The sequence below is a fragment of the Mesorhizobium sp. BR1-1-15 genome (assembly GCF_020165475.1).
In the GTDB taxonomy this organism is placed as follows: domain Bacteria; phylum Pseudomonadota; class Alphaproteobacteria; order Rhizobiales; family Rhizobiaceae; genus Mesorhizobium.
Genome location: NZ_JAIUIF010000018.1, coordinates 61,012 through 84,099, shown reverse-complemented (window position 1 = coordinate 84,099; position 23,088 = coordinate 61,012). Strand labels below are relative to the sequence as shown.

Annotated in this window: 23 protein-coding genes and 1 riboswitch; of the genes, 3 read left to right on the top strand and 20 right to left on the bottom strand. The window is 63.1% G+C overall.

What is annotated here, in order from left to right:
- Positions 1-234: 234 nt before the first annotated feature.
- From LB541_RS24660 to LB541_RS24565, 20 genes are all read right to left on the bottom strand, one after another.
- Entirely contained in the window at positions 235-519 is a 285-nt protein-coding gene (locus LB541_RS24660; protein ID WP_140495592.1) for a DUF1467 family protein, read from the bottom strand.
- The gene (mce, locus tag LB541_RS24655) at positions 516-920 is read right to left on the bottom strand and encodes a methylmalonyl-CoA epimerase (protein ID WP_224619842.1); all 405 of its coding nucleotides are present in this window, start codon (positions 918-920) and stop codon (positions 516-518) included. The genes LB541_RS24660 and mce overlap by 4 nt, the downstream gene beginning before the upstream one ends.
- 102 nt (positions 921-1,022) lie before the next feature.
- The gene (locus LB541_RS24650) at positions 1,023-2,693 is read right to left on the bottom strand and encodes a ribonuclease J (RefSeq protein WP_224619841.1); all 1,671 of its coding nucleotides are present in this window, start codon (positions 2,691-2,693) and stop codon (positions 1,023-1,025) included.
- 94 nt (positions 2,694-2,787) lie between these two features.
- Positions 2,788-3,609, bottom strand: coding sequence for a biotin--[acetyl-CoA-carboxylase] ligase (locus LB541_RS24645; RefSeq protein ID WP_224619840.1), 822 nt, complete (start codon positions 3,607-3,609; stop codon positions 2,788-2,790).
- A 4-nt stretch (positions 3,610-3,613) separates the two neighbouring features.
- Positions 3,614-5,059 (bottom strand): NADH-quinone oxidoreductase subunit NuoN, encoded by a 1,446-nt coding sequence (gene nuoN, locus LB541_RS24640; protein ID WP_224619839.1) that lies wholly within the window; start codon positions 5,057-5,059, stop codon positions 3,614-3,616.
- Positions 5,060-5,078: 19 nt separating this feature from the next.
- Positions 5,079-6,584: an NADH-quinone oxidoreductase subunit M gene (locus LB541_RS24635; RefSeq protein ID WP_140521140.1), complete on the bottom strand. Its 1,506-nt coding sequence runs from the start codon at positions 6,582-6,584 to the stop codon at positions 5,079-5,081.
- Positions 6,584-8,557 (bottom strand): NADH-quinone oxidoreductase subunit L, encoded by a 1,974-nt coding sequence (gene nuoL / locus LB541_RS24630; protein ID WP_140579847.1) that lies wholly within the window; start codon positions 8,555-8,557, stop codon positions 6,584-6,586. The genes LB541_RS24635 and nuoL overlap by 1 nt, the downstream gene beginning before the upstream one ends.
- A 10-nt stretch (positions 8,558-8,567) precedes the next feature.
- Positions 8,568-8,876 (bottom strand): NADH-quinone oxidoreductase subunit NuoK, encoded by a 309-nt coding sequence (gene nuoK / locus LB541_RS24625; protein ID WP_019858930.1) that lies wholly within the window; start codon positions 8,874-8,876, stop codon positions 8,568-8,570.
- A 1-nt stretch (position 8,877) separates the two neighbouring features.
- Complete coding sequence (locus tag LB541_RS24620; RefSeq protein ID WP_140495585.1) at positions 8,878-9,498, bottom strand: NADH-quinone oxidoreductase subunit J; 621 nt, start codon at positions 9,496-9,498, stop codon at positions 8,878-8,880.
- A 226-nt stretch (positions 9,499-9,724) separates the two neighbouring features.
- Complete coding sequence (gene nuoI / locus LB541_RS24615; protein WP_140495584.1) at positions 9,725-10,216, bottom strand: NADH-quinone oxidoreductase subunit NuoI; 492 nt, start codon at positions 10,214-10,216, stop codon at positions 9,725-9,727.
- On the bottom strand, positions 10,216-11,259 hold the full coding sequence (gene nuoH, locus LB541_RS24610; protein ID WP_140553632.1) for an NADH-quinone oxidoreductase subunit NuoH: 1,044 nt from the start codon (positions 11,257-11,259) through the stop codon (positions 10,216-10,218). The genes nuoI and nuoH overlap by 1 nt, the downstream gene beginning before the upstream one ends.
- 2 nt (positions 11,260-11,261) lie before the next feature.
- The gene (gene nuoG, locus LB541_RS24605) at positions 11,262-13,343 is read right to left on the bottom strand and encodes an NADH-quinone oxidoreductase subunit NuoG (RefSeq protein WP_140675286.1); all 2,082 of its coding nucleotides are present in this window, start codon (positions 13,341-13,343) and stop codon (positions 11,262-11,264) included.
- Positions 13,343-13,654: a pentapeptide repeat-containing protein gene (locus LB541_RS24600; protein ID WP_140516410.1), complete on the bottom strand. Its 312-nt coding sequence runs from the start codon at positions 13,652-13,654 to the stop codon at positions 13,343-13,345. The genes nuoG and LB541_RS24600 overlap by 1 nt, the downstream gene beginning before the upstream one ends.
- Positions 13,655-13,663: 9 nt before the next feature.
- Positions 13,664-14,371, bottom strand: a complete 708-nt coding sequence (locus tag LB541_RS24595; RefSeq protein ID WP_224619838.1) for an NADH-ubiquinone dehydrogenase — start codon at positions 14,369-14,371, stop codon at positions 13,664-13,666.
- 76 nt (positions 14,372-14,447) lie between these two features.
- A complete protein-coding gene (nuoF, locus tag LB541_RS24590; RefSeq protein WP_140521143.1) occupies positions 14,448-15,752 on the bottom strand; it encodes an NADH-quinone oxidoreductase subunit NuoF in 1,305 nt (434 codons plus the stop codon).
- Positions 15,753-15,762: 10 nt separating this feature from the next.
- A complete protein-coding gene (locus LB541_RS24585; protein ID WP_224619837.1) occupies positions 15,763-17,040 on the bottom strand; it encodes an NADH-quinone oxidoreductase subunit E in 1,278 nt (425 codons plus the stop codon).
- Complete coding sequence (locus tag LB541_RS24580) at positions 17,041-18,231, bottom strand: NADH-quinone oxidoreductase subunit D (protein ID WP_140639102.1); 1,191 nt, start codon at positions 18,229-18,231, stop codon at positions 17,041-17,043.
- On the bottom strand, positions 18,231-18,833 hold the full coding sequence (locus tag LB541_RS24575; protein WP_140495577.1) for an NADH-quinone oxidoreductase subunit C: 603 nt from the start codon (positions 18,831-18,833) through the stop codon (positions 18,231-18,233). Before LB541_RS24575 ends, LB541_RS24580 begins: the two co-directional genes overlap by 1 nt.
- 4 nt (positions 18,834-18,837) lie before the next feature.
- Positions 18,838-19,419 (bottom strand): NuoB/complex I 20 kDa subunit family protein, encoded by a 582-nt coding sequence (locus LB541_RS24570; RefSeq protein ID WP_140495576.1) that lies wholly within the window; start codon positions 19,417-19,419, stop codon positions 18,838-18,840.
- Positions 19,410-19,775: an NADH-quinone oxidoreductase subunit A gene (locus tag LB541_RS24565; protein WP_140495575.1), complete on the bottom strand. Its 366-nt coding sequence runs from the start codon at positions 19,773-19,775 to the stop codon at positions 19,410-19,412. Before LB541_RS24565 ends, LB541_RS24570 begins: the two co-directional genes overlap by 10 nt.
- Positions 19,776-20,108: 333 nt before the next feature.
- On the opposite strand from LB541_RS24565, the gene LB541_RS24560 reads away from it, so the two are divergent.
- The 3 genes from LB541_RS24560 (at position 20,109) to cobW (ending at position 23,081) form a co-directional block, all read left to right on the top strand.
- The gene (locus LB541_RS24560; RefSeq protein WP_140664623.1) at positions 20,109-21,308 is read left to right on the top strand and encodes a winged helix-turn-helix domain-containing protein; all 1,200 of its coding nucleotides are present in this window, start codon (positions 20,109-20,111) and stop codon (positions 21,306-21,308) included.
- Positions 21,309-21,337: 29 nt separating this feature from the next.
- Positions 21,338-21,542, top strand: a riboswitch (cobalamin riboswitch).
- A gap of 37 nt (positions 21,543-21,579) precedes the next feature.
- A complete protein-coding gene (locus LB541_RS24555) occupies positions 21,580-22,026 on the top strand; it encodes a DUF1636 family protein (RefSeq protein WP_140495573.1) in 447 nt (148 codons plus the stop codon).
- Positions 22,027-22,028: 2 nt separating this feature from the next.
- Entirely contained in the window at positions 22,029-23,081 is a 1,053-nt protein-coding gene (gene cobW / locus LB541_RS24550) for a cobalamin biosynthesis protein CobW (RefSeq protein ID WP_140495572.1), read from the top strand.
- Positions 23,082-23,088: the final 7 nt, after the last annotated feature.

The following is a 23,088-nucleotide window of genomic DNA, read 5'->3' as shown; positions in this document are numbered from 1 at the left end:
GGAGGATGCGATCTAGGCGCGGTTACTCGCTGCCGCCGGAAACCGGAAACAGATCGGACGCGTTTAAATTGCAAGGCCTTGTGCCTTGCATTTTTTTTGTGCAATCACCTGCTTAGCGCAATGCGTTGCCAAACCACCTTACCCCACGTCATGATTTTTGAAGCCTGAACAGATGAGCCGGCGCCGAATGGCGGCGTGACCTCGCCCGAAGCGCAAGAGCCGGTTTGAATGCTGCTATTTTGCCGTGGCCTGGCCGAATTCCGGCACGATGTGCGGGATGTCGTTGAGGCTATATCCCAGCCCGTGCGTCAGGCCGTAGAAAATGCCCATGAGCACCGCCGTGGCGACGGTGGTGCGGATCACCGCACGCAGCATATGTGGTCCGCGCGGCGCGCTAGGCACCGTGCCCAGCGTCACGTCACGGTCGTCATCCTGCGTCCTGACGCTGAACGGCAGAACGGCAAACAGCACCACCCACCAGGTCGCGAAAAATAGTGCGGTGAACGAAACCCAGCTCATGATTGCTCCAGTTCGATCAGCGTGCCGAAGAAATCCTTCGGATGCAGGAACAGCACAGGTTTGCCATGCGCGCCGGTCTTCGGCTTGCCGTCGCCCAGAACCCGGGCGCCGGCTGCCTGGAGCCGGTCCCGCGCGGTAAGGATATCGTCGACCTCGTAGCAGAGATGGTGCATGCCGCCCGACGGGTTCTTCTCGAGGAAAGCCGCGATCGGCGAGCCCTCGCCGAGCGGCTCCAGCAACTCGATCTTGGTGTTGCCGACACTGACGAACACCACGGTGACGCCATGCCCGGGCAGCGCCTGTGGTTCGCTCACTTCGGCGCCTAGCGTGTCGCGATAACAAGCGACAGCCGCAGCCAGATCCGGCACCGCAAGCGCGACATGGTTCAGGCGTCCAAGCATAGAGCGCTCCGCTTTAGGGGAGTAGGGAAACAAGACAGAAGAAAAGCAACGGCTCATTCTCCCCTACTCCCCTACTGCCTTATTCCCCTATTCCCCTATTCGTCACCGCGTGACGAATACAGTCACCAGCGGTTTCTTGCCCCAGGCTTCGTTGGCGGCGCCACGTACGGCACGGCGTACCGCCTCCTGCACCATATCGAGATCTTTTCGGCGCTGACGGGGGATGGAGTCCACCGCGCCGATTGCCGCATCGATCATCAGGTCCTCCAGCGTGTCGCCCCTGGCGTCGGCCTCGGCGACGCCGATTGCGACGAGATCGGGATCGCCGGCGAGCTCATACTTCTCGTCCAGCACCACATTGACCGCGACATGGCCGGCAAAGGACAGTTTGCGACGGTCGCGAATGCCCATCGCCTGGTCGGTGCCGATCAACCTGCCGTCCTTGTAGATGCGGCCGAACGGCACCTGGTCGATGATCGTGGCAGGCCCGGGAGCAAGCCGCAGCATGTCGCCGTCGCGCACCTGCGCCACCTGGCCGATGCCCGACGTCGACATCAGCGAGCCCTGGGCCACCAGATGCGCGGCCTCGCCATGCACTGGAACGCCGATCTGCGGCCGTACCCATTCATACATCTTGCGCAATTCGCTGCGCCGCGGATGGCCGGAGACATGCACCAGCGCATCGCCGTCCTCGATGATCTTGATGCCGAGATCGACGAGGCGGTTCTTGATTTCGAGGATCGCCTTCTCGTTGCCGGGAATGGTGCGCGAGGAAAACACCACCGTGTCGCCGGCCGTCAGCGACACCGACTTCATCTCGTCGCGCGACAGCTTGGCCAACGCCGCCAGCGGCTCGCCCTGGCTGCCGGTGCAGATGACGACCAGGTTTTCGCGCGGAATGAAGCCGAAATCCTCCTCGGCTATGAACTCCGGCAGACCGTCCATGTAGCCGAGTTCGCCGGCGACATCGATGACGCGCTTCAGCGAACGACCGAGCACCAGGCACTGACGGCCGGCATCGCGCGCCGCCTTGGCGATGGAAACGATACGGCCGACATTGGACGAGAAGGTGGTAACGGCGACGCGGCCCTTGGCGGCCTGGATAACCCCTTTCAGCCCCTCGCCGACCGCGACTTCCGATGGCGATTCGCCTTCGCGCATAGCATTGGTCGAATCGCAGACCAGCGCCAGAACGCCCTTGTCGCCATAGGCGCGGAACCGTGCTTCGTCGGTCTTGGGTCCGATCGTCGGCGCCGGGTCGATCTTCCAGTCGCCGGTGTGGATGACGGTGCCTGCCGGCGAGGTGATGGCCAGCGACATCGGCTCGGGAATCGAATGCGCGACCGGGATCGCCTCGATTTCGAACGGACCGACGGTGAATTTTTCGCCCGCGCGGTAGATGGTCAGCGGGATCTTCGGCGCGCCCTGCTCGCCCTGGCGCTTGGCTTCCAGCAGCCCGGCGCTGAACGGCGTCATCCACACCGGCGCCTTGAGCCTCGGCCAGATATCCAGCAGCGCGCCATAGTGGTCCTCATGCGCGTGGGTGATCACGATACCGCGCAAATTGGCGATGTTCTCTTCGATGAAGCGCGTGTCGGGCAGGATCAGGTCGACGCCCGGATGCGCCGCGTCGGGAAAGGTGACGCCGACGTCGATGACGATCCATTCGCGCGCGCTCGGCGGACCATAGCCGTAGAGAGCGAAGTTCATACCGATCTCGCCGACGCCACCCAGCGGCACGAAGACGAGTTCGGCGTTTTCCGCTTTCGCCATGATTTTTTCCTTCCTGGCCCTCAGGCCAAGCCATTGAAGCAATTCCGGGAAAAGTCTGTAACGGTTTTCCGTCTGGAATTGCGCAAAAACAAAACTATACCCGGGCGGATGCGACCGCGCCGAAATGCACATCGCCGGCGGCGATCGTCAAAACCGAGCCCTCATCGTCGCGGATCACGAAACGGCAGTCCTCGTCAATGGTCTCGAACACCCCGCGCACCACATTACCGTCAATTCTGACAGCAACCTCGCCGCCAAGCCCTGCCGCGCGTGCCAGCCAGCGCCGCCTGACGGCGGCAAGTCCGCGCCCGTCGTCCCACAGGCGGGCATTCTCGCTCCAGGCATCCGACAGCGCCAGGAACAGCGTTTCGGCATCGCATGCCGCACCCAATGCATGAAGCGACGTCGCGGGATACGGCAAATCCTCAGGGTATGCCACAACATTGACGCCGATGCCGACCGCCACCGCGAAACGGCCGCCGTCCAGCATGGCCGATTCCAGCAGGATGCCGGCAAGCTTGGCGCCGGAGGCGAGCACGTCGTTCGGCCATTTCAGCTCGAAACGGTTCTTGCCTTCACTGCCGCCGTCGAGGCCGATGGCGATCCGGCCCGCCGGCACCACGGCATCGAGCGCATCGGCCAGCGCCAGGCCGGCGACGAAACCGAGCGTCGCGGCGAGTCGAAGCTCGCCCCCGGTGAGGACGAGCAGCGTCGCCGCCAGATTTCCCTCGGGTGTCGCCCAGACGCGGCCGCGCCGTCCGCGCCCGCTTTCCTGCTTCTTGGAAACGACCCACAATCTGCCGGGATCGCCCGCCCGGGCGTGATCCAGCGCCAGCGCGTTGGTGGAGCCGACGCTGTCATGCGCCTCCAGCCGGAATCCTTCCGACGCCGAGGTTGGAGCCAGCCGAAATGCCATCCCGTCAGAAGAATGTCTTGGCGGCGGCTTCGGCATAGGTGCCGATCGGACCGCCGATCAGCACATAGAACAGCACGAAAGCGCCAGAGACACCGAGTACGAGGCGCAATTCACTGGCCATCGGCACGAAGCCGCCGACCGGTTCGTCGAACCACATGATCTTGATGATGCGCAGGTAATAATAGGCGCCCACCACCGAGGCCAGCACGCCGATGATCGCCAGCGCGTAGAGGTTGGCATTGATGGCGGCGAGGAAGACGTACCACTTCCCCCAGAAACCGGCGAGCGGCGGGATGCCGGCCAGCGAGAACATCAGGATGGTCAGGATCGTCGCCATGATCGGGTTGGTCGAGGACAGGCCTGCCAGGTCGCTGATCTGCTCGACATTGCCTTCCTTGCGCCGCATGGCGAGAATGAAGGCGAAGGTGCCGAGCGTCATCACCAGATAGATCAGCATGTAGATCGCGACGCCGCGCACGCCGGCCTGGCTGTTGGCGGCAAGGCCAACCAGCGCGTAGCCCATGTGGCCGATCGAGGAGTAGGCCATCAGGCGCTTGATGTTGGTCTGGCCGATCGCCGCGAAAGAGCCGAGCGCCATCGAGGCGATGGAGATGAAGACGATGATCTGCTGCCAGTCGGAAGCGATCGGCTTGAACGCGCCCATGGTGACGCGCACGATCAGCGCCATAGCCGCCATTTTGGGTGCCGCCGCCAGGAAAGCCGTCACCGGTGTCGGCGCACCCTCATAGACATCGGGCGTCCACATGTGGAACGGCACCGCCGAGATCTTGAAGGCGAGGCCGGCCAGCACGAAGACCAGGCCGAAGACGAGGCCAAGCTGGCGCTCGCCGCCGCCCAGCGCCGTCGCGATCTCCTGGAACCCGGTGTTGCCGGTATAGCCATAGACCAGGCTGATGCCGTAGAGCAGCATGCCCGACGACAGCGCGCCGAGGACGAAGTACTTCAGGCCCGCCTCGGTCGAGCGCAGGTTCTCGCGGTTGATCGCGCACAAGACATAGATCGCCAGCGACTGAAGCTCGAGGCCGAGATAGAGCCCGATCATGCCGTTGGCCGAGATCATCAGCATCATGCCGAGCGTGCACAGAAGGATCAGCACCGGATATTCGAACTTGTCGAACCGCTCCGCCTTGGCGAAGCGCATCGACATGATCAGCGTCACCGCCGAGCCCACCAGCGCCAGCAGCTTCATGAAGCGGGCAAAGGAATCCTGGATGAAGGCATTGCCGTAGGCACTGCCCTGCCCGGTGGAAAAGATCAGCCAGGCGCCCGATATCACCAGCACGGCGACGGCAAGGCCGGTTACGGTGTTGGCGGTGTTGGCGGTGTTGGCGCGCGAATAGGCCCCGACCATCAGCAGCGCGAGCGCGCCGATGGCAAGGATCAGCTCGGGCGTCGAGAGCGACAGGCTGGAGAGAAGGTCCGGCGTCATGGTTCGCAAAACCCCTGGGTCAGTTCGCCGCCGCGGTCTGCGCGGCGCCGATGGATGCGGTGACATTGGTGACGAGCGACTTGACCGACTGGGCCGTCGCGTCGAAGACGGGAGCGGGATAGACGCCGAAGAAGATGACCAGCACAACCAGCGGATAGATGATCGCCTTCTCGCGTGTCGACAGGTCGAGCAGGCCCTTGAGGCTGTCCTTGGTCAGCGCGCCGAAGATCACCCGGCGGTAGAGCCAAAGCGCGTAGGCGGCCGACAGGATGACGCCGGTGGCAGCGAAGAACGCCACCCAGGTATTGACCCGGAACACGCCGAGCATGGTCAGGAACTCGCCGACGAAGCCTGACGTGCCCGGCAGGCCGACATTGGCCATGGTGAAGATCAGGAACACGGTGGCGTATTTCGGCATGTTGTTGACCAGGCCGCCATAGGCGGCGATCTCACGCGTGTGCATGCGGTCATAGATGACGCCGACGCACAGGAACAGCGCGCCCGAGACCAGTCCGTGGCTGAGCATCTGGAAGATCGCGCCCTGCACGCCTTCCTGGTTCATGGCGAAAATGCCCATGGTCACGAAGCCCATATGGGCGACCGACGAATAGGCGATCAGCTTCTTCATATCCTCCTGCATCAGCGCCACCAGCGAGGTGTAGATGATGGCGACGACCGAAAGTGCGAAGACCAGCGGCGCGAACATCTCGGACGCCAGCGGGAACATCGGCAAAGAGAACCGCAGGAAGCCGTATCCGCCCATCTTCAGCAGAATGGCGGCCAGGATCACCGAACCGGCTGTCGGCGCCTCGACATGCGCATCCGGCAGCCAGGTGTGCACCGGCCACATCGGCATCTTCACCGCGAAGGAGGCGAAGAAGGCGAGCCACAGCCATGTCTGCATGTTGGCGGGGAAATTGTGCGTCAACAGCGTCGGGATATCGGTCGTGCCGGACTGGTAGAACATCGCCATGATGGCGAGCAGCATCAGCACCGAGCCGGCGAGCGTGTAGAGGAAGAACTTGAAGGAGGCATAGACGCGGCGCTTGCCGCCCCAGACGCCGATGATGATGAACATCGGGATCAGGCCAGCTTCGAAGAAGACGTAGAACAGCACGATGTCGAGCGCGCAGAACACGCCGATCATCAGCGTCTCGAGCAGCAGGAAGGCGATCATGTAGGCCTTGACGCGCTTTTCGATCGCCTCCCACGACGCCAGGATGCAGAGCGGCATCAGGAATGTCGTCAGGATGACGAACAGCATCGAAATGCCGTCCACGCCCATATGGTAGGAGATGCCGGAATCGAGCCAGGCGACCTTCTCGACGAACTGGAAGCCGGCTTGCGAATTGTCGAAGCCGGTCCAGATGAACAGCGAGATGATGAAGGTGAACGTCGTCGTCAGCAGCGCGATGGCGCGGATGTTGCGGCGTGCGTTTTCGCTGTCGTCGTTGATGAACAGGATGAGCAGCACACCAACCAGCGGCAGGAAGGTGACCAGCGAGAGAATTGGCCAGGCGGTCATCAGAGCATCATCCAGGTGACGAATGCGGCAACGCCGATCAGCATGGCGAAGGCATAGTGATAGAGATAGCCGGTCTGCAGCTTGACGACGCGGTTGGTGACATCGACGACGCGTGCCGAGATGCCGTCAGGCCCGAGACCATCGATGACGGTGCCGTCGCCGGTCTTCCACAGGAAGGAACCGAGGCGTTTGGCCGGCCGCACGAACAGGAAGTCATAGAGCTCGTCGAAATACCATTTGTTGAGCAGGAAGGCATAGAGCCCGCGATGCTGGGCGGCCAGGTTGACCGGCACTTCCGGCGAGCGGATGTAGAACTTCCACGCCAGCGCCAGGCCGATCAGCATTGCGATGAACGGCGACAACTCGACCCATAGCGGCAGTTCGTGGATGTCGTGCAGGATGTGATTGTCCGGCAGCGTGAACAGCGACGCCTTCCAGAATTCGGCATAGCCTTCGCCGATGAAGGCACCGTGGAAGATGATGCCGGCAAACAGCGCGCCCGCCGCCAGCACGAACAGCGGCACCAGCATCACCGGCGGCGATTCATGGACATGGTGCATCACCTCATGGCTCGCCCGCGGCCTGCCGTGGAAGGTCATGAAGATCAGCCGCCAGGAATAGAAGGAGGTGAAGCCGGCGGCGATCACCAGCAGCACGAAGGCGAGGCCCGCCACGGAATTATGCCCGGCAAAGGCCGTCTCGATTATGGCATCCTTGGAGAAGAACCCGGCGGTGCCGATAACGGTGACCGGAATGCCGACGCCGGTCAGCGCCAGGGTGCCGATTACCATCATCCAGTAGGTCGTCGGGATCAGCGTCCTCAGGCCGCCCATCTTGCGCATGTCCTGCTCGTCGGAAACCGCATGGATGACCGAGCCCGAGCCGAGGAACAGCAGCGCCTTGAAGAAGGCATGCGTGAACAGGTGGAAGATCGCCGCGCCATAGGCGCCGACGCCGAGCGCCACGAACATGTAGCCAAGTTGCGAGCAGGTCGAATAGGCGATGACGCGCTTGATGTCGTTCTGGACCAGGCCGACGGTCGCCGCGAAGAAGGCGGTGAAGGCGCCGATGAAGGTCACCACCGTCAGCGCCGAATGCGACAGCTCGAACAGCGGCGACAGCCGCGCCAGCATGAACACGCCGGCCGTCACCATGGTGGCGGCATGGATGAGCGCCGAGACCGGCGTCGGGCCTTCCATGGCGTCCGGCAGCCAGGTGTGCAGCGGCACCTGCGCCGACTTGCCCATGGCACCCATGAACAGCAGCAGGCAGACGATCGTCATCGCTGCCTGCTTATCCAGCGCATAACCGAGGAAGGTCAGCACCGCAGCACCTTGCGGGGCGCCTTCAGCCGGGATGAACGTCGCCGCATTGGCGAAGATGGTGCCGAGATTGACCGAGCCGAACAGCACGAACACGCCGAAGATGCCGAGCGCGAAGCCGAAATCGCCGACGCGGTTGACGACGAAGGCCTTGATGGCCGCGGCGTTGGCCGAGGGCTTCTTGTACCAGAAGCCGATCAGCAGGTAGGACGCCAGGCCCACCCCTTCCCAACCGAAGAACATCTGCACGAGGTTGTCGGCCGTCACCAGCATCAGCATGGCGAAGGTGAACAGCGACAGATAGGCAAAGAAACGCGGCCGGTTCGGATCGTGGTGCATGTAGCCGATCGAGTAGATATGGACCAGCGCCGACACGGTGTTGACCACCACCAGCATGACCACCGTCAGAGTGTCGATCCTGAGCGCCCAGGACGCCTCCAGTCCGCCGGACTGGATCCAGCGCAGCACCGGCACGGTGAACACCTCGCCATGGCCGAAGCCGACGGTGAAGAAAGCAACCCACGACAGCACCGCCGCGATCACCAGGAAGCCGGAGGTGATGTATTCGGACGCCTTGGCGCCGAGCGACGTGCCGAACAGGCCGACGATCAGGAAGCCGAGCAGCGGAAGGAAGACGATGGCCTGGTACATGGTGGTTCCGTCAACCCTTCATCATGTTCACGTCTTCGACCGCGATCGAGCCGCGGTTGCGGAAGAAGACGACGAGAATGGCAAGTCCGATGGCGGCCTCCGCCGCCGCGACCGTCAGCACGAACAGCGCGAACACCTGGCCGACGAGGTCGCCGAGAGCCGCCGAAAAGGCGACGAAATTGATATTGACCGCAAGCAGGATCAACTCGACCGACATCAGGATGACGATCACGTTCTTACGGTTCAGGAAGATGCCGAACACGCCGAGCGTGAAAAGGATCGCCGATACGGTCAGATAATGTGCGATGCCGACGACCATCTCAGACTCCTTCGCCCGACTTGACCTTGCGGATTTCCATGCCCGTCGCCGCCGTGCGGGCGACCTGGGCTGCGATCGACTGCCGCTTGACCCCTTCCTTGTGGCGCAGCGTCAAAACGATGGCACCGATCATGGCCACCAGCAGCACGAGGCCCGAGATCTGGAAGTAGTAGAGGTAGTCCGTATAGAGGATGTCGCCGAGCGCTGCCGTATTCGAGCGCGCCGCGAGATCGGGAATCGGCTTCGATACCGTCGAGGCGAGCTGCGGCGCGAAGGTATAGCCGCCGAGCACCACGATCAGTTCCGCCGCCAGGATCAGTCCGACCAGCGCGCCGATCGGCGCATATTGCAGAGCGCCCTCCTTCATCTCGGCGAAGTCGACGTCGAGCATCATGACGACGAACAGGAACAGCACCATGACAGCGCCGACATAGACGACGAGCAGGATCATCGCCAGGAACTCGGCGCCTGTCAGCATGAACAGGCCGGCGGCGTTGAAGAAGGTCAGGATCAGGAACAGCACCGAATGCACGGGGTTGCGCGACGAAATGACCATGAACGCCGACGCCACGGCGACAAAGGCGAAGAGGTAGAAAAAGGCCGCCTCTAGTCCACTCAGCATTGGGGTTCCCCCGGGTTCCTGTCCAAACAGGACGTTCGTCCTGTTTGTTGTCTGTGACTTCGTTCCGCCTCCGGTGCGAAGCGGCGTTGTCCTAGCCCATGTTCCAACCGAGTTGAAAGACCCGGCGCAAAGAAACATGGGCAACTCTGAAGTCCTGAGGGATGACCTTGCCTGAAATGCTTCGGGTCATCCCCGGACAAGGGCCCTTGCCCCTGTCCATGCGATATCAGCGGTACGGTGCGTCCAGCGAGATGTTGCGCGCCAGTTCGCGCTCCCACCGGTCGCCATTCGCCAGCAGCCTATCCTTGTCGTAGTAGAGTTCCTCGCGCGTCTCGGTCGCGAATTCGAAATTCGGCCCCTCGACGATGGCGTCGACCGGGCAGGCTTCCTGGCAGAAGCCGCAATAGATGCACTTCACCATATCGATGTCGTAGCGCACGGTACGGCGCGTGCCGTCGTTGCGGCGCGGGCCGGCCTCGATGGTGATGGCCTGCGCCGGACAGATCGCCTCGCACAATTTGCAGGCGATGCAGCGTTCCTCGCCATTGGGATAACGGCGCAAGGCATGCTCGCCCCGGAAGCGTGGGCTCACCGGCCCTTTCTCGTGCGGATAATTGATCGTCTCCTTCGGCGCGAAGAACTGGCGCATCGACAAGAAGAAGGCGCTGACGAAATCCTTCAGCAGCAGCGATTTGGCGGCCTGGGACAGAGCGGACATCACGCAAACCCCGTGATCTTGAGGAAGGCGGCGGTCAGCACCACCATGAACAGCGAGATCGGCAGGAACACCTTCCAGCCAAGCCGCATCAGCTGATCGTAGCGGTAACGCGGCACGAACGCTTTCACCATGGAGAACATGAAGAACATCAGGCAGATCTTGAGCACGAACCAGATCACCCCCGGCACCCAGGTGAAGGGCGCGAAGTCGAACGGCGGCAGCCAGCCGCCGAGGAACAGGATGGTGGCCAGCGCGCACATCAGCACGACGGCGACATATTCGCCGAGGAAGAACAGAAGGAACGGCGTCGACGAATATTCGACCATGTGGCCGGCGACCAGTTCCGATTCGGCTTCGACGAGGTCGAAAGGCGGGCGATTCGTCTCGGCCAGCGCCGAGATGAAGAAGATGACGAACATCGGCAACAGCGACAGCCAGTGCCAGTCGAGGAACGTGTTGGGCAGGCCGAGCTTGGTGCCGAGCCCATCCTGCTGCGACAGCACGATGTCGGACAGATTGAGCGAACCGACGCAAAGCAGCACGGTGACGATGACGAAGCCGATCGAGACCTCGTAGGACACCATTTGTGCGGCCGAACGCAGCGCCCCGAGGAACGGATATTTCGAATTGGACGCCCAGCCGCCCATGATCACGCCATAAACCTCGAGCGAGGAGATGGCGAAGACATAGAGGATACCGACATTGACGTTGGCGACGGCCCAGCCCTGGCTGACCGGAATGACCGCCCAGGCCGAGATCGCCAGAACCGCCGATACCAATGGCGCCAAAAGGAACACGCCCTTGTTGGCGCCGGACGGGATCACCGGCTCCTTGAAGACGAACTTCAACAGGTCGGCGAAAGCCTGCAGCGTGCCCCAGGGGCCGACGACGTTCGGGCCGCGGCGCAGTTGCACCGCCGCCCAAATCTTGCGGTCTGCATAGAGCAGGTAGGCGACGGCGATGAGAAGCACGACGATCAGTACGACCGACTTCAACACGATGATCAGCGCCGGCAGCACGTAAAAGGAGAAGAAGGTGTCCATGCTTATTCCGCCGCCTGCTTGAAGCCGCTCTTGGCAAGCGCCGAGCATTCCGCCATCACGGCAGAGGCCCGCGCGATCGGGTTGGTCAGGTAGAAGTCCTGGACCGGCGACGTGAACGTGCCCTTGTTCAGCCGTCCGCCAAGCTTCGCCACATTGGCGATATCCTCGGCATTGCCCGCAGCAACCTGGTCGATGCGCGCAAGATGCGGGTATTCGCCGTAGAGTTTAGCGCGCAGCTGCGGCAGCGAATCGAACGGCAACTTCTTGCCCAGTACATCCGACAATGCCCTGACGATGGCCCAATCCTCGCGCGCGTCGCCCGGCGCGAAGCCGGCGCGGTTGGTCTGCTGCACGCGCCCTTCCGTGTTGACATAGGTGCCCGACTTCTCGGTGTAGGCAGCGCCCGGCAGGATGACGTTGGCGCGGTGCGCGCCGGCATCGCCATGGGTGCCCACATAGACCACGAAAGCGCCGCCGGTCTTTGCCATGTCGATCTCGTCGGCACCCAGCAAGAACAGCACGTCCGTCTCGCCCAGCATGCCGGCGACGTTCCTGCCGCCCTCGCTCGGCACGAAGCCAAGGTCGAGGCCGCCGACGCGTCCAGCCGCATTGTGCAGCACGGCAAAGCCGTTCCAGTCCGCGCGCGCGGCGTTCACGGCCATGGCGAGCTTCGCTGCCTGGCCGAGCACCGCCGCGCCATCGGGGCGTGCCAGCGCGCCCTGGCCGACGATGATGAGCGGATGCGTGGCCTTCTTCAGCACCTGGAAGAACTTGCCATCGCCGTCGGCCAGATCCTTGAGCGATTCCGGTCCTGCGCCCAGCAGTTCGTAGTCATAGCGTGTATCCCCGACATCGCCGATGACGCCGACCGGCAGATTGCCGACCCGCCAGCGCTTGCGGATGCGGGCGTTGAGCACCGAGGCTTCGAAGCGCGGATTGGCGCCGATGATCAGCACCGCGTCCGCCTGTTCGATGCCTTCGATGGTGGGGTTGAAAATGTAGCTTGCCCGGCCAAGCGACGGGTCGAGCGCGGCGCCGTCCTGGCGGCAATCCATGTTCTTCGAACCGAGTGCGGCCATCAGGAGCTTCAGCGCGTAGATTTCCTCGACCGCGGCAAGATCGCCCGCTATGGCGCCGATCTTCTCGGGCGTAGTCTTCGACACGGCGTCCTTGATCGCCGTGAAGGCCTCGGCCCAGCTCGCCGGGACCAGCTTACCGTCCTTGCGTACATAGGGCCGGTCGAGACGCTGCGTGCGCAGGCCGTCCCAGATGAAGCGGGTCTTGTCGGAGATCCACTCCTCGTTCACCGCCTCGTTGACGCGCGGCAGGATGCGCATCACCTCGCGGCCGCGGCTGTCGACGCGGATCGCCGAGCCGACGGCATCCATGACGTCGATGGATTCGGTCTTGGTCAGTTCCCACGGCCGTGCCTGGAAGGCGAAAGGCTTGGAGGTCAGCGCGCCGACGGGGCACAGGTCGATGACATTGCCCTGCAGCTCCGAGGTCATCGCCTGCTCGAGATAGGTGGTGATCTCGGCATCCTCGCCGCGGCCGATCAGGCCGAGTTCGGAAATGCCGGCAACCTCGGTGGTGAAGCGAACGCAGCGCGTGCAGTGGATGCAGCGGTTCATCACCGTCTTGACCAGCGGGCCGATATACTTGTCTTCGACCGCGCGCTTGTTCTCGTGATAGCGCGAGGAATCAACGCCGAAGGCCATCGCCTGGTCCTGCAGGTCGCATTCGCCGCCCTGGTCGCAGATCGGGCAATCCAGCGGATGGTTGATCAGCAGGAATTCCATCACGCCTTCCCTGGCCTTCTTGACCATCGGCGTGTTGGTGAAGATTTCCGGCGCTTCTCCGTTAGGACCGGGACGCAGGTCGCGCACGCCCATGGCGCAGGACGCTTGCGGCTTGGGCGGCCCGCCCTTCACCTCGATCAGGCACATGCGGCAATTGCCGGCGATCGACAACCGCTCGTGGAAGCAGAAGCGCGGCACTTCCGCGCCCGCGTCCTCTGCCGCCTGCAGCAGCGTGTAATGGTCGGGTACAGTGATTTCTTTCCCGTCGACCTTGAGCTTTGCCATCAATTGCCCCCGGCGGTCTTCGCCGTCTCATATGCATGGAACAGGTCGCCGAGGCTGATGCCATTGATCATCATGCCGGCGACCTGCGCGTTTTCTATCTTCACATTGCTCATATTCACATTGGTGAAATGCGCATTCGAAAGGTTTGCGTCTTCCACCTTGGCGTTGCTCAGGTTGGCGCGCAGGATCATCGCCACCGACAGGTTCACATTGTGCAACCGCGTGTTGGACATGGTCACGTCATCGAAACTCGAATTCATAAGGATGGCGCTGCGCACATCAAGGACATCGCGCTGGTCGTGAACCTGCATCGCCGCCCCCTATTTCCTGGCCTTGCCGGCAGGCGCGAGCGCGGCTGCCTGGGCAATCCAGTCGTCGCGCACGATACGGCCGTTGAACGACAGGTAGTCGTCGACCCAGGCGATCTCTTCGGGCGACCAGTCGGCGATCTGGCGGAACGTCCATATGCCGAGCCCGTTGAGCACCGTCTCCAGCTTCGGGCCGATGCCCGATATCTTCTTGAGATCCGAAGGCTTCGCCGGCCTCTCGATAGCCTTGGGCTGCCGGAAATCCTCGGGCAGCAGCACATCCGAAAGCTCGTCCGCTGACCGCCCCGCCTGTGCCGCCGGCACCGTGGTGGCGGCCTCCCTGGCGGCAATGTCGGTGACTTCCTGCGCGAAGGACTGCGCCTCCGCAATCAGGGTCTTGGCCGTCGCCCGCGCTCTGGTGGATGAAAGGCTCGCATCCTCGAATTGTTCCACGCGCGCCTCGAAATCCTCGATGAGCGGCTGCATGAGGCGTTGCGACGCCTCGGCTGCGCCCGACAGCGCGCCCAACCAGACGCCGAAAGCGTGGTTGGCGAGCCCAAGTCCCAGAGCCGACATCGCCGCCGCGCCCGCGACAGGGTGCGCCAGAAGGTTGACGGCGCCGGCCATCTCCTTCGGCATCATCCTGGTCAGGTCCTGGTTCATCTTCTCGATCTGGTCCAAATTGGGCATCAACGGGTGGGGTGTCGAATACGGCGCCATAGAATTCTCCTGGTCGTTTCTTCGTTCGCCCCGCCCCGTTCTTCTCGCTCCGGGCTATCGCCCATTCAATGCTTCTCTATTCCGCCGCCACCAACACCGGCTCGGCCCGGTGCGCGTTGCGCGAAAATTCGTCGATGCGCCGCTCCACCTCGCCGCGGAAGTGCCGCATCAGGCCCTGGATCGGCCAAGCGGCCGCGTCGCCCAGCGCGCAGATCGTGTGGCCTTCGACCTGCTTGGTCACGTCGAGCAGCATGTCGATCTCGCGCTTCTGCGCCTCGCCGCGCACCAGCCGCTCCATCACCCGCCACATCCAGCCGGTGCCTTCACGGCACGGCGTGCATTGGCCGCAGCTCTCATGCTTGTAGAAGTAGGACAGCCGCGCGATGGCTTTGACGACATCGGTCGACTTGTCCATGACGATGACGGCCGCCGTGCCGAGGCCGGATTTGAGGTCGCGCAGCGCGTCGAAATCCATCGGCGTATCGATGATCTGCTCGGCCGGCACCAGCGGCACCGAGGCGCCGCCAGGAATGACCGCCAGAAGATTGTCCCAGCCGCCACGGATGCCGCCGCAATGCGTCTCGATCAGCTCGCGGAATGGGATCGACATCGCCTCTTCGACGGTGCACGGATTGTTGACGTGGCCGGAGACGCAGAACAGCTTGGTGCCGACGTTGTTGGGCCGGCCGAAGGATGAGAACCAGGCCGCGCCCCGGCGCAGGATCGTCGGCGCCACCGCGATCGATTCGACGTTGTTGACGGTGGTCGGGCAGCCATAAAGGCCGACATTGGCCGGAAATGGTGGCTTCAGCCTGGGCTGGCCCTTCTTTCCCTCGAGGCTTTCGAGCAGCGCCGTCTCCTCGCCGCAGATATAAGCCCCGGCGCCATGGTGCATATAGACGTCGAAATCGTAGCCTGAAGTGTTGCCCTTGCCGATCAGCTTGGCCTCATAGGCCTCGTCGATGGCACGCTGCAGCGCCTCGCGCTCGCGGATGAACTCGCCGCGCACATAGATGTAGGCCGCGACCGCGCCCATGGCGAAGCCGGCGAGCAAGGCGCCTTCGACCAGCGTGTGCGGATCGTTGCGCAGAATGTCGCGGTCCTTGCAGGTACCGGGCTCGGATTCGTCGGCATTGATGACGAGATAGCTCGGCCGGCCGTCACTCTGCTTGGGCATGAACGACCATTTCAAGCCGGTCGGGAAACCGGCGCCGCCGCGGCCGCGCAGGCCCGACGCCTTCATCTCGTTGACGATCCACTCGCGCCCCTTGGCGACGATGCCGGGCGTGTTGTCCCAGGCGCCGCGCGCCATTGCGCCGGCCAGCGACTTGTCGAAGAGGCCGTAGATGTTGGTGAAGATGCGGTCTTTGTCCTGAAGCATTGTTCGTCCCTCAGACCGGCTTCTTGCCGAAGACGCGGATATATTCGGCGACGCCGCCCTTGGCGAGCGCCTTGGCCTGCTTGACCCAGTCGTCTCGCTCGATGCGGCCGCGGAAGGAGAGATAGCTGTCCACCCACTCCCGTTCGGCCTTCTTCCAAGACGCAACCTGGGCGAAGGTGAAGATGCCGAGCGAATGCAGGATGCTCTCGGTCCTCGGGCCGACGCCGGAGATCAGCTTGAGATCGTCGACCAGCACCGGCCTGGCGATGCCGGCCGGCCGGTTCTTGTCTTCCAACGAAGGCTTGGCCGCTTTGGCGGGAAGCTTGGTTTCCGGCGACTTGAACGCGGAAGCCGGCTCAGCCTTGTTCAGGGGGCCGCTGCGCGGCTTCAAAACTTTCTCGACCTCGGGCGCCGCCTTGTTGGCGTTTGTCGCCGAGTGGCGGGGAGCCGCGACGCTCGCCGCTTTTTCCGTTGCCGACGCGACCTTGGCCGGCGACGGCGTTTTCAGCGCCGGGCTGGTTTCAGCCGCATCGGTTTTCGGCTTGCTGGCATTGGACGGCGCGACAGGGGTGGCGGCCGGCGTTGGCACCGGCGCCGCGATGATCGCGTCGGGTGCCGCCTTGGCGGCCTTGGCGGCTTCCCTGGCCTCCCTGTCACGGGTCGACTTGAGGATCGCCTTCTCGCTTTTCAGCGTCGTGAGGCCGGCGGCCGGCTCCGAGCCGGTGCGGCCGTTCTGCGGCCCCGGCGTCACCGAGGCCCCCTTGCCCGCATCGTAGAGATCAATGATTTCGGCCAGCCGTTCCGGCGTCAGGTCTTCGAACGTGTCCTTGAAGATCATGACCATCGGCGCGTTGACGCAGGCGCCGAGGCATTCGACCTCTTCCCACGACAGCGTTCCCTTGTCGTTGGTGTGGAACTGGTCATGGTGGATCTTGGAGCGGCACACGTCCATCAGCGCTTCCGAGCCGCGCAGCATGCAGGGCGTGGTGCCGCAAACCTGGATGTGCGCCCGCGTGCCGACAGGATTCAGCTGGTACTGCGTGTAGAAGGTCGCGACCTCGAGCCCGCGGATGCGCGGCATGCCGAGCATGTCCGAAATCGTCTCGATCGCGGCCTTGGTGACCCAGCCTTCCTGTTCCTGCGCCAGCATCAGCAGTGGAATGATCGCAGACTGTTCCCGGCCCTTCGGGTACTTCTTGATCCATTGCTTGGCCGCGGCCGCGTTCGCCCGGTTGAAGGCGAAGGATGCTGGCTGGACGCTGGCTTCTGCGAGACGACGGACTGACATTTAGCGATCGACCTCACCAAACACGATGTCGAGGGAGCCGAGGACGGCGGTGACGTCGGCCAGCATGTGACCGCGGCACAGGAAATCCATGGCCTGGAGATGCGCGAAACCGGGCGCGCGCAGCTTGCAGCGATAAGGCTTGTTGGTGCCGTCGGAGACCAGATAGACGCCGAACTCGCCCTTGGGCGCCTCGACCGCCGCATAGACCTCGCCGGCCGGCACGCGGTAGCCCTCGGTGTAGAGCTTGAAATGATGGATCAGCGCTTCCATCGAGCGCTTCATCGCCTGGCGCTTCGGCGGCACGACCTTGCCGTCGAGGTTCGACACCGGCCCTGAGCTTTCCTTGCCGAGCAGGAGATCGATGCACTGGCGCATGATCTTCGCCGACTGGCGCATCTCTTCCATGCGCACGAGGTAGCGGTCGAAACAGTCGCCGTTCTTGCCGATCGGAATATCGAAATCGAGCTCCGAATAGCATTCATAGGGCTGCGATCTGCGCAGGTCCCAGGCAGCGCCCGAGCCGCGCACCATGACGCCGGAAAAGCCCCAGGCCCAGGCGTCGGCCAGCGAAACCGTGCCGATATCGACATTGCGCTGCTTGAAGATGCGATTGCCGGTCAGCAACTGATCGAGGTCGTCGATCGATTTCAGGAACGGATCGATCCACTTGCCGATGTCCTCGAGCAGCTTCTGCGGCAGGTCCTGGTGGACGCCGCCCGGACGGAAATAGGCGGCATGCATGCGCGAGCCCGAGGCGCGCTCGTAGAACACCATCAGTTTTTCGCGCTCGACGAAGCCCCACAGAGGCGGCGTCAGCGCGCCGACGTCCAGCGCCTGCGTCGTCACATTGAGGATGTGCGACATGATGCGGCCGATCTCGCAGTAGAGCACGCGGATCAGCTGGCCGCGCTTCGGCACCTCAATGCCGAGCAGGCGCTCGGCGGCCAGCGCGAAGGCATGCTCCTGGTTCATCGGCGCGCAATAATCGAGCCGGTCGAGGTAAGGCACTGCCTGCAGGTAGGTCTTGTGCTCGATCAGCTTCTCGGTGCCGCGATGCAAGAGCCCGATATGCGGATCGACACGATCGACCACTTCGCCGTCCAACTCCAGAACCAATCTCAAAACACCATGCGCGGCAGGGTGTTGCGGTCCGAAGTTGATGTTAAAATTGCGGACGGAAGTTTCGGCCATTACTGCTTTGCCTTCTCATCCCCTGGCAGCACGTAATCGGTGCCTTCCCACGGGGACAGAAAATCGAAATTGCGGAATTCCTGCTTCAGTTCCACCGGCTCGTAGATGACGCGCTTGGCTTCGTCGTCGTAACGCACCTCGACGAAGCCGGTCAGCGGGAAATCCTTGCGCAGCGGGTGACCGTCGAAACCGTAATCGGTGAGAATGCGCCGCAGATCGGGGTGACCCGAAAACAGCACGCCATAGAGATCGTAGGTCTCGCGCTCGAACCAGTCGGCGCCGGGATAGACGCCGGTGATCGACGGCACCATCGTCTCCTCGTCGGCCTGCACCTTGATGCGGATACGCACGTTCTGCTTCGGCGACAACAGGTGATAGACGACGTCGAAGCGCTTGGCCCGTGACGGATAATCGGCGCCGCAGACATCGATGACCGAGATGAATTGGCAGCGCGGATCGTCGCGCAGGAAAGTCACCACTTCGATCAGATCGCGCGGCTCGACATGGATGGTGAGTTCGCCATAGGCGAACACTGCTTCATTGACGCGGCCAATCAATTTTTCGCCGAGATAGGTCGACAGTTCGCTCAGGGATGCGGCCATGGATTTACCGTTCGATCGTGCCGGTGCGGCGGATCTTCTTCTGCAGCAGAAGAATGCCATAGAGCAGCGCTTCGGCGCTCGGCGGACAGCCGGGCACATAGATGTCGACCGGCACGATGCGGTCGCAGCCGCGCACCACCGAATAGGAATAGTGGTAATAGCCGCCGCCATTGGCGCAGGAGCCCATCGAGATGACGTAGCGCGGCTCCGGCATCTGGTCGTAGACCTTGCGCAGCGCCGGGGCCATCTTGTTGGTCAGCGTGCCGGCAACGATCATGATGTCGGACTGGCGCGGAGACGCGCGAGGAGCAACACCGAACCGCTCCGAATCGTAGCGCGGCATCGAGGTGTGGATCATCTCGACGGCGCAGCAGGCGAGGCCGAAGGTCATGAACATCAGCGAGCCGCTGCGCGCCCAGGTGATCAGCGCCTCGGTCGAGGTGACGAGAAAGCCCTTGTCGGCGAGTTCATTGTTGATTTCGAGGAAGAACGGATCATCGGACCCAACCGGCCTGCCGGTATTGGGATCGATCAGACCCTTGGGCTTCGGCGCGACGAGCGTGCCGGAACTGTCGCTCAATCCCATTCGAGCGCTCCTTTTTTCCATTCATAGGCAAAGCCGATGGTCAGCACCGCCAAAAACACCATCATCGACCAGAAACCGAGCATGCCGATTTTCGAGAACGACACCGCCCACGGAAACAGGAAGGCCACTTCCAGGTCGAAGATGATGAACAGGATCGACACCAGGTAGAAGCGGATGTCGAACTTCATACGGGCGTCATCGAACGAGTTGAACCCGCATTCGTAGGCGGAAAGCTTTTCCGGGTCGGGATTGCGATAGGCCACCAGGAACGGCGCCACGATAAGCGCGACGCCGACAGCCGCCGCCACTGCGATAAACAGGACGATGGGCAGGTACGAACTGAGAAGTGCGTTCATGCTGCGGCTTTCCGTTGGCGCCAATCCATTTTGATTACAGCACCAGACCCTATTGCGGAAGCGTGACAGTTTAACCGCTGAACCGTTTTAAGGGGCCTTTGCTGCAACGCGGCGAGGGTTAGCGCAGCGCTTCCGGCGAAGCAAGTCAAACCTTGTTCAAAACACTGGCCTGGACGGCATAAGGGAAGAAACTGGTCCGATCCGCTCCTGTTTGATTTCCTTCGCTTTTTACTCCACTTTTCTCTCCTGACAGAGTTGCCGCCAAAACCCTGCTAGCATGGCCGGAATCAACTGTCCGAACGACGCTCAACAAGCCATCAGAGTCGCATCCGAATGAAGGAAAAGATCTCGCTTGCCACGGCCCGGCGTATCGCGCTCGCCGCCCAAGGGTTCACTGATCCCCGCCCCGCCGGCACGCCCGACCGACGCCACTTCGCCCGCGTGCTCTCGCGTACCGGCCTGCTGCAGATCGATTCCGTCAGCGCGGTGGTGCGCGCTCATTACATGCCGCTCTATTCGCGCCTTGGTCCCTACCCGTTCGCCTTGCTCGACAACGCCGCCGTCACGCGCAAGCGCACGGTTTTCGAATACTGGGCGCACGAGGCTTCCTTCCTGCCGGTCGAGACCTATCCGTTGATGCGTTGGCGCATGCAGCGCGCCGAGCGTGGCGATGAAATGTATCTGGGCCTGGCCAAATGGGGCCGTGAGCACGCCGCCTATATAGAAGAGATCTACCGCGAGGTCGCGGAGCGCGGCCCGATCGCCGCTTCCGCGCTCGAAGGCCAGAAAGGATCCGGCGGCTGGTGGGGCTGGAGCCACGCCAAGCATGCCTTCGAATGGCTGTTCTGGGCAGGACGCATCACCACCGCGCACCGCCGTGGCTTCGAACGCTTCTATGATTTGCCCGAGCGCGTACTGCCGCGGGCGATCCTCGATCTGCCGGTGCCGTCTGCCGAGGACGCGCATCGGGAATTGCTGCGGATATCCGCCCGCGCTCATGGCGTCGCGACAGCAAGCGACCTGCGCGACTATTTCCGCCTGTCGCCGGCCGACATGAAGGGCCGGCTGGAGGAGCTGGTTGAAACAGGCGAGCTGGTGCCGGTGCGTGTCGAGGGCTGGGACAAACCGGCTTACCTCCATAAGGAGGCCCGTATTCCACGAAAAATCGAGGCCCGCGCCTTGCTGGCGCCGTTCGATCCGGTCGTTTTCGAGCGCTCGCGCACGGAGCGGCTGTTCGATTTCCACTACCGCATAGAAATCTACACCCCTGCCGAAAAACGGCAATACGGCTATTACGTCCTGCCGTTCCTGCTCGGCGACAGGATCGTGGCGCGCGTCGACCTCAAGGCCGACCGGCCGGCCAGCGTGCTACGCGTCCACGCGGCCTATGCCGAGCCCAGCGCGCCGCCTGAAACCGCCGCGCAACTCTTCCAGGAATTGACGCAGATGCAGGGCTGGCTCGGCCTCGAACGGATCGAGGTTACGCCCGCCGGCGACCTTGGGCAGCCGCTCGCCGACATTGCCGTGTCGTAGACGCGCGTTGACACCGCCGCCTGCAAGAGCCTAAATCCATTCCAGACGGTCTCCTCTCGGCAAAGGGAGGAGCCAAGAGGGAATGCGGTGCGAAATCTCGATTTCAAATCCGCGGCTGTCCCCGCAACTGTAAGCGACGAGCCAAGGCCGAAAACCACTGGGACGGTCCCGGGAAGGCGGCACGAAGGCGATGACCCGCGAGCCAGGAGACCTGCCGTCTGAGACATAAGAATCCGATCGCCCGGCGGGTTTTCCGGGCAAGGAGCCCGATTTGGAACGCGACAGCAGTTTCCCGGCTGAAACAGCGGACATTTTGTCTGGCGATAGCGACTTGTCTGGCGATAGCGACGCCTTGGCCGGCGTCACTGTTATCATCTGCGCTTCCTGCCGCGACGAGACCGGTTCCGATGCCCATCCCCGCGCCGGCGAAGTTTTGGCTCAAGATACGCGCCAAGCCGCAACGGCCGACAATGTCCGTGTCCGCACCGTCGAATGCCTCGGCAACTGCAAGCGCCGTCTCAGTGCGGCGATTCTTCGCGACGGCTGCTGGAGTTATGTCTTCGGCGACCTGAACATCGCCAGCGGCGCCGATCTCGTCACCGGCGCGAAACTCTTCGCCGCTTCGACCAACGGCCTCATTCCGTGGCGTGGTCGCCCGGATTCCCTCAAGCGCGGCCTCGTCGCCCGCATTCCTCCCCTCGACATGCTGAAGGACTGATCATGACCGCCGCAGTTTCCGCCGCCACTCTCTCCCGCGTCCCCTGTACCGTGGTCACCGGCTTCCTGGGTGCCGGCAAGACCACGCTGGTCCGCCATCTCCTGGAGAACGCGGGCGGCAAGCGGATCGCCATCATCGTCAACGAATTCGGCGACATCGGAATCGACGGCGAGATCCTCAAGGGCTGCGGCATCGACACCTGCCCGGAGGAAAACATCGTCGAACTGGCCAATGGCTGCATCTGCTGCACCGTCGCCGACGATTTCGTCCCGGCGCTCGACCAGATCCTGTCGCTGACGCCGAAGGTCGACCACATCCTGATCGAGACCTCAGGCTTGGCTCTGCCCAAGCCGCTGGTCCAGGCCTTCCAGTGGCCGACAGTGAAGAGCCGGGTGACAGTCGACGGCGTAATCGCCGTGGTCGACGGTCCGGCATTGGCCGAGGGGCGCGTCGCCAACGACATGGACGCCCTGCAGGCGCAACGCGCGCAGGACCAGACACTGGACCACGACGACCCCGTCGAGGAGGTGTTCGAGGACCAGATCGCCTGCGCCGACCTCATCATCCTGTCGAAGAGCGACCTGATGGATGCCGCAGGTTCGGCTCGCGCCAACGCCATCATTGGCGAACACTCCGCCCGCGCCGTGAAGGTCGTGCCGACGGCTCATGGCAAGGTCGATCCGTCCGTGCTGCTCGGGCTAGGCCTCGCCGTCGAGGACGACATCGAGAACCGCAAGTCCCATCATGACGGCGCCTTCGACCACGAGCACGACGACTTCGATACGTTCATCGTCGACATCCCCTCGATCGCCAACCCGGACGACCTGGCAAAGCGCGTCGCGACCGCCGCCGAACAGGAGAACGTGCTGCGGGTGAAAGGCTTCGTCGAGGTCGGCGGCAAGCCGATGCGGCTGTTGCTGCAGGCGGTCGGTCCGCGCGTCAATCATTATTATGACCGCGCCTGGACGGCTGACGACGACCGCCGCTCGCGCCTGGTCGTCATCGGCCTCAAGGGGCTGAACCGCCCGGCGATCGAGCATATCCTCGCCGGCTGAGGCAACA